The organism is Stenotrophomonas sp. PS02297, from assembly GCF_029959705.1.
GTDB classification, from domain to species: Bacteria; Pseudomonadota; Gammaproteobacteria; order Xanthomonadales; family Xanthomonadaceae; genus Stenotrophomonas; species Stenotrophomonas nitritireducens.
Map to the genome: position 1 here is coordinate 1 of NZ_JASCOS010000100.1, position 12,751 is coordinate 12,751.

The 12,751-nt window shown below is 67.7% G+C and carries 13 protein-coding genes and 1 pseudogene; 9 read left to right on the top strand and 5 right to left on the bottom strand.

Features of this window, described 5'->3' with window-relative positions; all coding sequences use genetic code 11:
* Nucleotides 1-142: 142 nt before the first annotated feature.
* The 4 genes from infA to trxB all read right to left on the bottom strand — a co-directional run bounded on the left by infA (nucleotide 143) and on the right by trxB (nucleotide 3,426).
* Nucleotides 143-361, bottom strand: a complete 219-nt coding sequence (infA, locus tag QMX80_RS15230) for a translation initiation factor IF-1 (protein ID WP_005409596.1) — start codon at nucleotides 359-361, stop codon at nucleotides 143-145.
* An 87-nt stretch (nucleotides 362-448) separates the two neighbouring features.
* Nucleotides 449-1,201, bottom strand: coding sequence for a leucyl/phenylalanyl-tRNA--protein transferase (gene aat / locus QMX80_RS15235; RefSeq protein WP_282277918.1), 753 nt, complete (start codon nucleotides 1,199-1,201; stop codon nucleotides 449-451).
* Between the two features lie 83 nt (nucleotides 1,202-1,284).
* Entirely contained in the window at nucleotides 1,285-2,403 is a 1,119-nt protein-coding gene (locus tag QMX80_RS15240) for a GNAT family N-acetyltransferase (RefSeq protein ID WP_282277920.1), read from the bottom strand.
* Nucleotides 2,404-2,451: 48 nt separating this feature from the next.
* Nucleotides 2,452-3,426 (bottom strand): thioredoxin-disulfide reductase, encoded by a 975-nt coding sequence (gene trxB / locus QMX80_RS15245; RefSeq protein WP_055769137.1) that lies wholly within the window; start codon nucleotides 3,424-3,426, stop codon nucleotides 2,452-2,454.
* 288 nt (nucleotides 3,427-3,714) lie between these two features.
* Between trxB and QMX80_RS15250 the strand changes: the two genes are divergently transcribed.
* The 7 genes from QMX80_RS15250 (at nucleotide 3,715) to QMX80_RS15280 (ending at nucleotide 11,556) form a co-directional block, all read left to right on the top strand.
* Nucleotides 3,715-6,072: a DNA translocase FtsK gene (locus tag QMX80_RS15250; RefSeq protein WP_282277922.1), complete on the top strand. Its 2,358-nt coding sequence runs from the start codon at nucleotides 3,715-3,717 to the stop codon at nucleotides 6,070-6,072.
* Between the two features lie 70 nt (nucleotides 6,073-6,142).
* Nucleotides 6,143-6,793 carry an outer membrane lipoprotein chaperone LolA gene (lolA, locus tag QMX80_RS15255; RefSeq protein WP_200911369.1) on the top strand — a complete coding sequence of 217 codons (651 nt, stop codon included), beginning with the start codon at nucleotides 6,143-6,145 and terminating at the stop codon, nucleotides 6,791-6,793.
* 106 nt (nucleotides 6,794-6,899) lie between these two features.
* A complete protein-coding gene (locus QMX80_RS15260; protein WP_282277923.1) occupies nucleotides 6,900-8,270 on the top strand; it encodes a replication-associated recombination protein A in 1,371 nt (456 codons plus the stop codon).
* 69 nt (nucleotides 8,271-8,339) lie between these two features.
* Nucleotides 8,340-8,726: a fluoride efflux transporter CrcB gene (gene crcB / locus QMX80_RS15265; RefSeq protein WP_273083403.1), complete on the top strand. Its 387-nt coding sequence runs from the start codon at nucleotides 8,340-8,342 to the stop codon at nucleotides 8,724-8,726.
* 54 nt (nucleotides 8,727-8,780) lie between these two features.
* Complete coding sequence (locus QMX80_RS15270; protein WP_282277926.1) at nucleotides 8,781-9,821, top strand: glucokinase; 1,041 nt, start codon at nucleotides 8,781-8,783, stop codon at nucleotides 9,819-9,821.
* Between the two features lie 29 nt (nucleotides 9,822-9,850).
* Nucleotides 9,851-10,822, top strand: a complete 972-nt coding sequence (locus QMX80_RS15275; protein ID WP_282277935.1) for a N(4)-(beta-N-acetylglucosaminyl)-L-asparaginase — start codon at nucleotides 9,851-9,853, stop codon at nucleotides 10,820-10,822.
* Nucleotides 10,819-11,556, top strand: a complete 738-nt coding sequence (locus QMX80_RS15280) for a copper homeostasis protein CutC (protein WP_282277928.1) — start codon at nucleotides 10,819-10,821, stop codon at nucleotides 11,554-11,556. The genes QMX80_RS15275 and QMX80_RS15280 overlap by 4 nt, the downstream gene beginning before the upstream one ends.
* A 20-nt stretch (nucleotides 11,557-11,576) precedes the next feature.
* Here the strand turns inward: QMX80_RS15280 and QMX80_RS15285 are convergent, their stop codons facing one another.
* Nucleotides 11,577-11,945 (bottom strand): DUF3693 domain-containing protein, encoded by a 369-nt coding sequence (locus tag QMX80_RS15285; RefSeq protein ID WP_282277930.1) that lies wholly within the window; start codon nucleotides 11,943-11,945, stop codon nucleotides 11,577-11,579.
* A gap of 172 nt (nucleotides 11,946-12,117) precedes the next feature.
* Between QMX80_RS15285 and QMX80_RS15290 the strand changes: the two genes are divergently transcribed.
* The gene (locus tag QMX80_RS15290; protein WP_282277932.1) at nucleotides 12,118-12,285 is read left to right on the top strand and encodes a hypothetical protein; all 168 of its coding nucleotides are present in this window, start codon (nucleotides 12,118-12,120) and stop codon (nucleotides 12,283-12,285) included.
* A 98-nt stretch (nucleotides 12,286-12,383) separates the two neighbouring features.
* Nucleotides 12,384-12,751: pseudogene (locus QMX80_RS15295) on the top strand (hypothetical protein); the annotation flags it as partial.

Genomic DNA, 12,751 nt, shown 5'->3' on the forward strand with positions numbered 1-12,751 from the left:
CCGGGACTCAACGGGCCCGCCCGGCCCCGGGGGCGGGGGGCGGCGGCGGCGGTCGTCGTTTCCGGCACAGGGGAAGTCCGGATCGCGGCCACGCAAAAAAGCCAGCCCAAGGCTGGCTTTCCGGGTGCCCGGCTACCGCCGCTTACTTCATGCGGTAGGTAATGCGGCCCTTGGTGAGGTCGTACGGCGTCATTTCAACCTTGACGCGGTCGCCGGTAAGGATGCGGATGTAGTTCTTGCGCATGCGGCCGGAGATGTGGGCGATGATTTCATGCCCGTTTTCCAGTCGAACGCGGAAAGTGGTGTTCGGCAGCGTCTCGCTGACGGTGCCCTCGAACTCGATGGAGTCGTCTTTCGACATGTAATCCTGTGCGGTTCTGCGGATGGCCTTTTCAGGCCCGGAAGCCGAGCATTTTACCCCGCGCCGCGGAATGATGCAAAGTTTGCGTTAAACCGGGGCCGAGACCGCCAATACCGAGGCCGGCCAATGGCCGAAACGCCGCGCCCAGCTCCCGGCCGGCTCCGTTTCCGCGTCCTGGACCAAGGCCCGCACCCGGGCCAGGAAGGCATCGCGCGGCAGGTGCGCGGCCCCCATGCGCAGCAGGTGCGGGTTCTCGACCTGGGCATCGATCAACGGCCAGCCCCAGCCGCACAGGGTGCGCGCCAACGCCGCCAACGCCACCTTGGAAGCGCCGCTGCGCCCGCTGAACATGCTTTCGCCGAAGAACATCCGGCCGATGGCCACGCCATAGATCCCGCCAACCAGCTGCATGCCGTCGAACACCTCCACCGAATGCGCGTACCCGAGCTGGTGCAGTTGCACGTAGGCGCGATGCATCGCGGCGGTGATCCAGGTGCCATCCTGGCCCGGACGCGGCGCGTCGGCGCAGGCCTGCATCACGCGGGCGAACGCTGTGTCGGCGGCGACCGTCCAGGTGCTTGAACGTAATGTGCGGCGGAAGCGCGAGGACAGGCGTACGCCATCGGTGCGGAACACCATGCGCGGGTCCGGCGACCACCACAGGACCGGCTGCCCTTCGGAGAACCATGGAAAGATGCCGCCGGCATAGGCATTGAGCAGCCGCACCGGGGACAGGTCGCCGCCGACGGCCAGCAGCCCGTCGGGCTCGGACAGCGCCAGCTCGGCCGGCGGGAAGGGCGCATCGGGTTCGGGCGGCAGCAGGAAGGGCGGGCGACTCATCTGCCGCATTGTAGGCGCGGGGCTTGCGCCTGCACCCGGCATCCGGGACCGCAGGAAGGCTCCCGGCGCGACAAGCCCGGCACCTACGGCTTGAAGGGCGAGTGCGCTGCCAGTTGTCCTGCGTAGCGCGCCACGTCCCGCCGCTCCCGGTCGCACCATTCCGCCAGCGCCTGCCGGAAGGCGGGGTCGGCGACCCAGTGCCGGCTGCGCACCTCCACCGGCAGGAACCCGCGCGCCAGCTTGTGCTCGCCCTGCGCGCCCGGTTCGAACCGCTGCAGCCCCTCGCGCAGGCAGTAGTCGATGCCCTGGTAGTAGCAGGTCTCGAAGTGCAGGCCGGGCAGGGCGGCGCCGCCCCAGTAGCGGCCGTACAGCGTATCGCCGCCACGCAGGCACAACGCGCCCGCGATCGGCTCGTCGTCCTGCAGGGCAAGGAAAAGCACCAGTTGCCGCGGCAGGGCGTCGGCCAGATGGCGCAGGAACGGCAGGGTCAGCGCCGGCGCGTTGCCGTACTCGGCGAAGGTCCGCAGGTAGAAGCCATGCATAGCGCGCAGGTCGTCGTCGCTGGCTTCATCGCCATGGACGATGCGGAAGCCGATGCCGACGCGGCTGATCTTCGCGCGCTCCTGGCGGATGTTCTTGCGCCGCTTGTGGTCCATCGCGCCGAGGAAATCGTCGAAATCCCGCCAGCCAGGCTGGCGGTGCCACTGGAACTGCACGTCCACGCGCCGCAGCCAGTCCGCGTCGAACACCTCGTCCTCGGCTCCGGAATGGAAGTTGACATGGGCCGAGGACAGCCCCGCGTCCCGTACGTGTTCGACGACTGCCTGCAGCAGCAGGCGCCGGTCCGCGTCGTCGCGGGCCAGCAGGCGCGGACCGGTGACCGGCGAATAGGGAACGGCGCCGAGCCACTTCGGGAAATAGTCCAGTCCATGCCGCGCATAGGCATTCGCCCAGGCGTGGTCGAACACGAACTCGCCGTGGGAGTTTTCCTTCAAGTAGCCGGGAACCGCGCCGACCAGCTCATCGCCGCGCCACAGGGTCAGGTGCCGCGGCTGCCAGCCCCATTCCCGGCGCAGGCAGCCGTGCTGCTCCAGGCCGCCGAGAAAGGCGTGGCTGACGAAAGGATTGCCGTGGTCGTGCAGGGCATCCCAGCGTCCGGCCGGGATGTCCTGCAAGGTGTCCAGCCAGCGGATCTGCGCCATGGCCAGGAGTGCCAGGGGAGGCCAGCCTGGCCGGCGCTCCCTCCGGCCTCAACCGTTCTGGTCGAGGAAGCGCTCTGCATCCAGCGCCGCCATGCAGCCAAAGCCGGCCGAGGTGATGGCCTGGCGGTAGTGCTGGTCGGCCACGTCGCCGGCGGCGAACACGCCTTCGACCGAGGTCATGGTGGCGTTGCCGCCCAGGCCCGAGCGGATCTCCAGATAGCCGTTGTTCATCGCCAGCTGGCCCTTGAACAGGTCGGTGTTGGGCTGGTGGCCGATGGCGACGAAGAAGCCGTGCGCGTCGAGGTCGCGGGTGCTGCCATCCTGGGTGGATTTCACCCGCACGCCGGTCACGCCCATCTCGTTGCCCAGCACCTCGTCGACCTGGTGGTGCCACACGGTCTCGATCCTGCCGGCGGCGACCTTGGCGAACAGCTTGTCCTGCATGATCTTCTCCGCCTTGAGCGTGTCGCGGCGGTGCACCAGGTAGACCTTGCGGGCGATGTTGGACAGGTACAGCGCCTCTTCCACGGCGGTATTGCCGCCGCCGACCACGACCACGTCCTGGTCCTTGTAGAAGAAGCCGTCGCAGGTGGCGCAGGCCGACACGCCGCGGCCCTTGAATGCCTCCTCGGACGGAATGCCTAGGTACTTGGCGGTGGCGCCGGTGGCGATGATCAGCGCGTCGCAGGTGTACTCGGCGCTGTCGCCGACCAGCTTGAACGGGCGCTGCGACAGGTCTGCGGTATGGATGTGGTCGAACACCACTTCGGTATCGAAGCGCTCGGCGTGGGCCTGCATGCGCGCCATCAGGTCCGGCCCCATCAGGCCGTGGGCATCGCCCGGCCAGTTGTCCACTTCGGTCGTGGTCATCAGCTGGCCGCCCTGCTGCAGGCCGGTGATCACCACCGGCTTGAGGTTGGCGCGCGCGGCGTAAACCGCAGCGGTCCAGCCGGCGGGGCCGGAGCCCAGGATGACGAGCTTCTGGTGGCGGGTGGGCTGGGACGGGGCGCTGGAAGTGCTCATGTATACTCGCGGAAAGTCGGGATTGGCGGCGCGATCGCGGCATATGGCGACCGTCCGGACACGCCATAGAGTGGCGACCGGGCTCCGGTGAATCAAGGCGCAGGAATGGAACTGCGCGACCCGCAGGGCCGCTTACCCCCCCGCCGAAGACCGGCCCGGGCTTTCCGCATGTCTTTCCGATGTCCTTGTGCCCCCGCTGTCGCCGCGCCCCGGAACAGGCGGATGAAACGGCGCCGCGTGTCGTTTAATATCAATCACTAACCATGCATTTCTAAGGTCTGGTCCAAGGTGGCGAAACAGGTCCCGGAACGTGACAAAGGCGCTGGCGCCAGCGGCAACACGCGCAGGCAGGCGGCCGCTTCGGACAATCCGCGTCGCAACAAGCTCTGGCGCGACCTGGCGCTGATCGCGATCGCGCCGGCCCTGCTGTACCTGCTGGCGAGCCTGTTCACCTATTCCCCGGCCGACCCGGGCTGGTCGCAGGCCGGGTCGGTGGTCGCGCCGATCCACAACATGGGCGGTCGGGTCGGCGCGTGGATCGCCGACGTGCTGCGCCAGCTGTTCGGCTACGTGGCCTATCTGATTCCGCTGATGCTGGCGGCCGTCGCGTGGATCGCCATGTTCGGGCTCAACCGCGAGGACCGCGGCCACGATGACCTCGGCCCGGCGTTGCGGCTGGTCGGCATCGTCGGCTTCCTGATCGGCGCCACCGGCTTCCTCTACCTGCGCCTGCCGCCGGGCGATGTCGCCCGCGCCGGCGGTGGCCTCGGCGTGCTGGTGGGCAAGTCGCTGCAGAGCGGGTTCGGCCCGGTCGGCAGCAACCTGTTCCTGCTGGTGCTGCTGCTGACCTCGATCACCCTGGCCACCGGGCTGTCGTGGTTCCTGGTGATGGAGAAGATCGGCAAGTGGGTGCTGGCGCTGGGCCCGTTGCTGGACAAGAAGAAGGAACAGGCCAGCGAATGGCAGCAGACCCGCGCATTGCGCGAGGAACGCGAGGAAGTACGCAAGGTCGACGCCGAAGTCCGCGCAAAGCGCGAGCCGGTGAAGATCGAGCCACGCCCGGCGCCGGTGATCGAGAAGAGCGAACGCGCCAAGCGCGAAACGCAGATCCCGATGTTCCAGGGCGTCAACGGCGACGGCTCGGATCTGCCGCCGCTGGCGCTGCTGGACGACCCCAGGCCGCAGCCCAAGGGGTACGACGAGCAGACCCTGGAAACGCTGTCGCGGCAGATCGAATTCAAGCTCAAGGATTTCCGCATCGACGCGCAGGTGGTCGGCGCCTATCCGGGCCCGGTGATCACCCGCTTCGAGATCGAGCCGGCGCCGGGCATCAAGGTCAGCCAGATCAGCTCGCTGGACAAGGACATCGCCCGCGGCCTGTCGGTCAAGTCGGTGCGCGTGGTCGACGTGATCCCCGGCAAGTCGGTGGTCGGCCTGGAAATCCCCAATGTCACCCGCGAGATGATCTTCCTGTCCGAGCTGCTGCGCTCGAAGGAATACGACAAGTCGGCCAGCGTGCTGACCCTGGCGCTGGGCAAGGACATCGCCGGCCGCCCGACCGTGGCCGACCTGGCGCGCATGCCGCACCTGCTGGTGGCCGGCACCACCGGTTCGGGCAAGTCGGTGGCGGTCAACGCCATGGTGCTGAGCCTGCTGTACAAGGCCAGCCCGAAAGACCTGCGCATGCTGATGATCGACCCGAAGATGCTGGAACTCAGCGTCTACCAGGGCATTCCGCACCTGCTGGCACCGGTGGTCACCGACATGAAGGAGGCTGCCAACGGCCTGCGCTGGTGCGTGGCCGAGATGGAGCGTCGCTACAAGCTGATGAGCGCGGTGGGCGTGCGCAACCTGGCCGGCTTCAACAAGAAGATCAAGGACGCCATCGACGCCGGCCAGCCGCTGATGGACCCGCTGTTCAAGCCGAACCCCGAAATGGGCGAGGCGCCGCGCCCGCTGGAGCCACTGCCGTTCATCGTCATCTTCATCGACGAATTCGCCGACATGATGATGATCGTCGGCAAGAAGGTCGAGGAGCTGATCGCGCGCCTGGCGCAGAAGGCGCGCGCCGCCGGCATCCACCTGATCCTGGCCACGCAGCGTCCTTCCGTGGACGTGATCACCGGCCTGATCAAGGCCAACATCCCGACCCGCATCGCCTTCCAGGTCAGCTCCAAGATCGACTCGCGCACCATCCTCGACCAGTCCGGCGCCGAGGCGCTGCTGGGCAACGGCGACATGTTGTACCTGCCGCCGGGCACGGCGATGCCCGACCGCGTGCACGGTGCCTTCGTCTCCGACGAGGAAGTGCACCGCGTCGTCGAGCACCTCAAGGCGAGCGGCCCGGCCGACTACATCGAAGGCGTGCTGGACGAAGTGCAGACCATGGGCGACGGCGTGGTGGTCGGCGCCACCGGCCTGCCGGAAACCAGCAGCAGCGGCGATGAATCCGACCCGCTGTACGACGAGGCCCTGCGCATCGTCACCGAAACCCGCCGCGCCTCTATTTCCGGCGTGCAGCGGCGCCTGAAGATCGGCTACAACCGCGCCGCACGCCTGATCGAGGCGATGGAAGCGGCCGGCGTGGTCAGCGCCCCCGAGCACAATGGCGACCGCGCCGTACTGGCGCCACCACCGCCCAAGTGAGGGCAGGGCGGCGACGATTGCCGCCCATTCAGTTTATCCCGGGCAGACTCAGCCCATCCTCCGTCCATCGATGACAACCGCCATGAACGTCCTCCTGCGTCCCACGTTGATCGCCGTCGCCCTGGCCGCCGCCGTTTTCGCCGCCGATGCCCATGCCGGCGCGCGCGACGACCTGAAGGCCTTCACCAATGGCCTGCGCGGGCTGGACGGACAGTTCAGCCAGCAGGTGTTCGACGCCAAAGGCAAGCTCAAGGAGTCGTCCAGCGGCCGCGTCGCGCTGTCGGCGCCGCGCCTGTTCCGCTGGGAGTACACCCGTCCGCATCCGCAGCTGATCGTGGCCGACGGCAGCAAGGTCTGGGTCTACGAGCCCGACCTGGAGCAGGCCACGGTGCGCGGACAGGGCGAGGAAGAACAGAACAGCCCGCTGACGGCGCTGATCAATCCCGCGCAGCTGGAGCGCCAGTACGACGTCAGCGAAGAAGCGGCACCGCGCGATGGCATGCAGTGGCTGTCGCTGAGTCCCAAGCGCGAGACCGATGCCAGCTTCCAGTACGCTGCGCTCGGTTTCGGCCAGGGCGGCCTGGGCCGCATGGAAGTCGTCGATGCGGTGGGGCAGCGCACCGTGATCGATTTCAGCGGCTGGAAGAAGAACCCTTCCTTCGCCGCCGGCACCTTCCGCTTCACGCCGCCGAAGAATGTGGACGTCATCGGCGAACGCTGACGGCCCATGCAGTGCCGGCCGCCGGCCGGCACTTCGCCTATCCCCACATGCCCGACGGAGCGCTCATCGGCGCTACTGGACTGGACAGCCACGCTAGAATGCAGGCGTGGCCAGATCCAGAAACACGTTCTCCGATCCTCCTGCCGACCTGCTGAGCGCGGACCGGGAGGGCATGCGCCCGCTCGCCGAGCGCATGCGCCCGCGCACGCTCGCCGAGATGGTCGGGCAGAAGCGCCTGCTGGCGCCCAACACCGCCCTGCGCCGCGCCATCGAATCCGGCCGCGTCCACTCCATGGTGCTGTGGGGGCCGCCGGGTTGCGGCAAAACCACCCTTGCGCTGCTGCTGGCGCGCTATGCCGACGCCGAATTCCGCGCGATCTCGGCAGTGCTTTCGGGCCTGCCCGAGGTACGCCAGGTGCTGGCCGAAGCCGCGCAGCGCTTCGCCGAAGGCCGGCGCACCGTGCTGTTCGTCGACGAGGTGCACCGCTTCAACAAGTCGCAGCAGGACGCCTTCCTGCCGCACATCGAGCGCGGCACCATCATCTTCGTCGGCGCCACCACCGAGAACCCGTCCTTCGAACTGAACTCGGCACTTCTTTCGCGCTGCCGCGTGCATGTGCTCGAAGCGGTATCGCCCGAGGACGTGGCCGAAGCCCTGCAGCGGGCGCTGGGCGACAAGGAGCGCGGGCTGGGCGAGGAGGACATCCGCGTCTCGCCCGAATCGCTGCTGGAAATCGCCCGTGCCGCCGATGGCGATGTGCGCCGCGCCCTGACCCTGCTTGAAATCGCCGCGGAACTGGCGGCGGGCGAGGGCGGCCAGATCACGCCGGAAACCCTGCTGCAGGTGCTGGCCGACCGCACGCGCCGCTTCGACAAGGGCGGCGAGCAGTTCTACGACCAGATCTCGGCGCTGCACAAATCGGTGCGCAGCTCCAACCCTGACGGTGCGATCTATTGGCTGGCACGCATGCTCGATGGCGGCTGCGACCCGTCCTACGTCCTGCGCCGGCTGACCATCATGGCGGTGGAGGACGTCGGCCTCGCCGACCCGCGCGCCCTGGAGATGGCGATCAACGTCTGGAACGCCTATGACCGCATCGGCGCGCCGGAAGGCAACATCGCCCTGTCCAACCTGGTCATCTACCTGGCCAGCACCGCCAAGTCCAACGCCAGCTACAAGGCGCTGGCCGCGGCCCAGGCCGACGTCGCCACGCTTGGCTCGCAGCCGGTGCCCATGCACCTGCGCAATGCGCCGACGCGCTTGATGAAGACCCTCGGCTATGGCAGCGGCTACCAGTACGACCATGACGTCGAAGGCGGCATCGCCCTTGACCAGACCGCGTTCCCCGATGAAATGGGCGAACGCGTGTACTACCGGCCGGTCGAACGCGGGCTGGAGATCAAGCTCAAGGAAAAGCTCGACCGCCTGCGCACCGCGCGCGAACAGGCGAGGGCGGGCGGCAAGCCGCAGGACTGAACAGCGCATCGTGTCCCGGACCCACAGTCTTCCGGGGAGTTCCATGACAGCAGCGGGAGACATAGACCGATGTGGCTTTCCTTTGTGGCGATAGGCGTCGGAGCGGCGATCGGCGCATGGCTGCGATTCGGCCTGAGCGTATGGTTGAATCCGATCCATCCCACCGTTCCGCTGGGCACGCTGGCCGCCAATCTGCTGGGCGGTTACGTCATCGGCCTGGCGCTGGCCTGGTTCGCGGTGCGGCCGGACATCGCACCGCAGTGGCGGCTGTTCATCGTGACCGGCCTACTTGGTGGTCTGACCACTTTCTCCACATTCTCGGCCGAAGTGGTGCAGTTGTTCCTGCGCCAGCAGCTGGGCTGGGCGCTGGCGACGATCGGCCTGCATCTTGCCGGCTCGTTGTCGATGACGGCCTTGGGCTGGGCTACCTGGCGGATGCTGCGCCCCTTGGCGTGAGCCATCCTTCCAACGCATGATTCGCCTTCCATTTTGGAACGACCGAAAGACGACATGCCGGTAGAGCAGGGCGGAGTGAACGAGCCGATGGCGGCAACGACCATCATCGGCGCTGACGTCGGCGGGACCTATGCCCGACTGGGCTGGACCACCTTGCGAGCGGGCGAACCGATCCGGGTCAACGATTTCCGCCGCTATGCGTGCGCCGACCACCCGAGCCTGGCGGCGATCCTGCGCGATTACGTCGCGCGCCTGCACGACAACCCGGCCATTCCGCCGGTCAGCCGCGCGGTCGTGGCCATCGCCGGGCTGCTGGACGGCGACCGCCTGCTCAATACCAACCTGGCCTGGCAGGTTTCGCTGGCCCAGACCCGCAGCGAGGCCGGGCTGGGCGAGCTGGAACTGATCAACGACTTCGTGGCCGTGGCCCAGGCCATTCCCCATGTCGAGCGGGAAGCGCTGCACCTGCTCTGCGGCGACGCCGATCACCGTCCTCACGGCCCGGCGCTGGTGCTGGGGCCAGGCACCGGGCTGGGCGTGGCGCTGCGCCTGGAGAGCAGCCGCCCGCCGGTGCTGGCCAGCGAGGGCGGGCATGCCTCGCTGGCCGCCGGCAACACGCTGGAACTGGACGTGCTGCGCCAGTTGCTGCAGCGCCATGGACATGTGGACAGCGAACGCATCCTGTCCGGCCCGGGGCTGATGACGCTCTACACCTGCCTGTGCGAGCGGGAAGGCGCGACGCCGCGCTGGGAAACGCCCGCCGCCCTGGTGGATGCGGCGCGCAATGGAAACGATCCGCTCGCACTGGCCAGCGCCCGCGCGTTCTGCGCCTGGCTGGGCAGCGTCGCCGGCGACCTGGCGCTGACCTTCGGCGCAAGATCGGTCTATCTCACCGGCGGCATCACCGGGCATCTCGCCGACTGGCTGCACGAAGGCGATTTCCAGCGGCGCTTCCTGGCCAAGGGCGTGCTGTCGTCCGCCCTGCAACGGGTGCCCGTGTGGCGCATCGACGATGGCGAACTCGGCGTGCTCGGCGCGCTTGCCTGGCATGCAGACGACGCCTGCAGCCCCCCCACAACCGGAGAAACCCGATGAGCACACGCAGGCAGTTCCTGCAGACGTCCATGCTGCTGGCCGCGGCCGGTGCCGCACCGCGCATGCTGGCATCGCCGCCTGCGGGAAACGGCGCGCGGGTGGTATCGACCTGGGATTTCGGCGTCGGCGCGAACCAGGCGGCGTGGAAGGTGCTGGCAGCCGGCGGCAGCGCCCTGGATGCGGTGGAGGCGGGCGCCCGCTGGGCGGAAAGCGACCTGTGCAATCCCACCGTGGGCCACTGCGGCAATCCGGACCGCGATGGCGTGCTTACGCTGGACTCCAGCATCATGGACGGCGATGGCCGCTGCGGATCGGTCGCGGCGCTGAGCGACATCCTGCATCCGGTGTCGGTCGCGCGCCGGGTGATGGAACAGACGCCGCACGTGATGCTGGTGGGCGAGGGCGCCCGGCAGTTCGCCGTGCAGCAGGGCTTCGAGAGTCGCAAACTGCTGACACCGGAAGCCGAGAATGCATGGCGCGAATGGCTCAAGACCGAGCACTATGCACCGCAGATCAACGCCGAGCGGCGCGGTCGTCCCGGCGACAAGGACAACCACGACACCCTGGGCATCCTCGCCATCGATGAGAAGGGACGCATGGCCGGCGCCTGCACCACCAGCGGCATGGCCTTCAAGATGCATGGCCGGGTCGGCGACAGCCCCATCATCGGTGCCGGCCTGTACGTCGACAATGAAGTCGGCGCGGCCACGGCCTCGGGCATGGGCGAGGAGATGATCCGCAACGCCGCCTCCTTCCTGGTGGTGGAACTGATGCGCCAGGGCCGCTCGCCCGCCGATGCCTGCCGCGAAGCCATCGAGCGGGTAGTGCACAAGCGCCCAGAAACCAGCCGCACCCTGCAGGTGTGCTTCCTGGCGATGAACAGGAACGGCGAGGTCGGCGCTTATGCGCTGCATCGCGGCTTCGTCTATGCGGTCTGCGATTCCCGCAGGCAGGACGCCCTGCTGGATTCCACCTCCGTCTACTCCAGCGAGCAGACATGAGCGGACGCCGCCTGCTGGAGATCGCCAGCAATTCCGTCGCGTCGGCGCTGGCCGCGCAGGCCGGCGGTGCCGACAGGATCGAACTGTTCGACAATCTGGCGCAGGGCGGCACCACGCCATCGCGCGGCAGCGTCGCCGTGGCCCGCGACCGGCTGCGTATTCCCCTGTTCGTATTGATCCGCCCGCGCCCGGGCGATTTCCATTACGACGCGCAGGAGACCGAGATCATGCTGCGCGACATCGAAAGCTGCCGGCAGCTGGGATGCGACGGCGTCGTGATCGGCGCGCTGACCATGGATGGAGACGTCGACATCCCACTGTGCCGCGAACTGGTCGCGGCCGCCGGACCGCTCGGCATCACCTTCCATCGCGCCTTCGACGCCGCGCGCGATCTGCCTTCGGCCATGGAACAGGTCATCAACCTCGGCTGCCAGCGCATCCTCAGCTCCGGCGGCGCCGCCAGCGCAATGGCCGGCAGCCACACATTGCGGCAACTGGCCACACAGGCAGGCGACCGCATCCGGGTGATGGCCGGCGCCGGCCTGGATGCAGGCAACATCGCCGATGTCACCGTCCAGAGCGGCTGCAACGAACTGCATGCCTCGGCCAAGGCATCGCGCACATCGCCTATGCGCCATCACAACCCGGCGCTTGCCGGCCTGGAGAACGATTGGGTGCAATCCGATGCGGAACTGGTGAGCGCGCTGCGGAGGGCATTGGATCAGGCAGGTTGATCGATTCGCGCCGCTCTTATTTACATAATATACATTGATGAACCTTCCGGCCTCGCAAGTTCTTGAATTTGCGAGGCTTTTACATACCCTGGCATCGAGGTGCCAACCATCAGCAGGAGCGCCACTGCGGTCGCCGCTAGCCGCTTCCAAAATGTTCGCTCGGGCGATGTGAGCGCGGCCTGTTTCATGATCTGAATCGCGGCCTTTTCCGGCTCCGGATGCCCCTGTATTCGCAGGGCATCAGCCACAACCCAGACTTGGGGCACGCGGCGACCTTGGCGGTAATGGCCTATGGCGCCGTCGGTGATGCCGAGCATCGGGGCGAGCTTCGAAAAGCTCTCCGCTCCGGCCGCCACGCGCGTTTTCTCGAAAAAGTCACTCCAATCCATGCCGGCTCACCCTCTATCTGTACAGGCGTAGCCTACGGCTGTTGACGCCTACGGGTGTAGGCGGATATAAAGCGCCCATCGCCTACGCATGTAGACGATACCGCCCCGGCCTCCCCCTAGAGCCGGGGCGGGCTTCTAGGGCGAGGGGAGGGGTTACGTGATGCATCACGCAATGGCGGCGATTCTGCTTCTCTGCTCTGGCCTGCTTGTCGCTTACGGCGCCGTCGGCCTGCTGCGCTGGCGTGCTTCCCAGCGGCATGCCGCGATCCTTCGCGAGATCGATCAGGCCGGCATCGTGTTCGCTGCGTATACCGAGACAAGGGGCGCGCGTCATGGCTGATCTTCCGCGCTGGATTCCGGGCGTGATTCTGATCGTGGCGGTTGTGGCTCTGGCCCCGCGCGCGATCTGCTGGTACGTGGGCTGGAGGCTTGGTCGCCGTGGCTGACGGCGCCGGCTACGTCTACCACGGCACGTTCTGTGGCTTGTGCGGCAAGCCGCGCAAGCTGCATGCGCGTGATCTGTGCGAGCCGTGCCACGCGCAGCTCCAGGGCACCATCGACGCCACTATCGCGGCCCACAAGCCGCGCACGGTGCATGACGAATTCGACGCCAGCGTTGCGCAGCTGCAAGCGCACATGCATCGCGTCGATCAGGCCAACGAAAGCCTCTACAGGCAGCGCAAAGCGTCTGGCGCGCCCCTGTCCGAATACTTCGCGGCGGCTCCGCTCGCGTTGACCCCTGAGGGCCAGCGCGAAGCGCTGGGCCGTGGGCGTGGGCATTACAAAACAACTGGGCCCGCGGCACC

Coding starts and splice junctions, on each gene's coding strand:
- infA (WP_005409596.1), bottom strand. CDS start 361: ATGTCGAAAGACGACTCCATCGAGTTCGAGGGCACCGTCAGCGAGACG.
- aat (WP_282277918.1), bottom strand. CDS start 1,201: ATGAGTCGCCCGCCCTTCCTGCTGCCGCCCGAACCCGATGCGCCCTTC.
- QMX80_RS15240 (WP_282277920.1), bottom strand. CDS start 2,403: ATGGCGCAGATCCGCTGGCTGGACACCTTGCAGGACATCCCGGCCGGA.
- trxB (WP_055769137.1), bottom strand. CDS start 3,426: ATGAGCACTTCCAGCGCCCCGTCCCAGCCCACCCGCCACCAGAAGCTC.
- lolA (WP_200911369.1), top strand. CDS start 6,143: ATGACAACCGCCATGAACGTCCTCCTGCGTCCCACGTTGATCGCCGTC.
- crcB (WP_273083403.1), top strand. CDS start 8,340: ATGTGGCTTTCCTTTGTGGCGATAGGCGTCGGAGCGGCGATCGGCGCA.
- QMX80_RS15270 (WP_282277926.1), top strand. CDS start 8,781: ATGCCGGTAGAGCAGGGCGGAGTGAACGAGCCGATGGCGGCAACGACC.
- QMX80_RS15275 (WP_282277935.1), top strand. CDS start 9,851: ATGCTGCTGGCCGCGGCCGGTGCCGCACCGCGCATGCTGGCATCGCCG.
- QMX80_RS15280 (WP_282277928.1), top strand. CDS start 10,819: ATGAGCGGACGCCGCCTGCTGGAGATCGCCAGCAATTCCGTCGCGTCG.
- QMX80_RS15285 (WP_282277930.1), bottom strand. CDS start 11,945: ATGGATTGGAGTGACTTTTTCGAGAAAACGCGCGTGGCGGCCGGAGCG.
- QMX80_RS15290 (WP_282277932.1), top strand. CDS start 12,118: ATGGCGGCGATTCTGCTTCTCTGCTCTGGCCTGCTTGTCGCTTACGGC.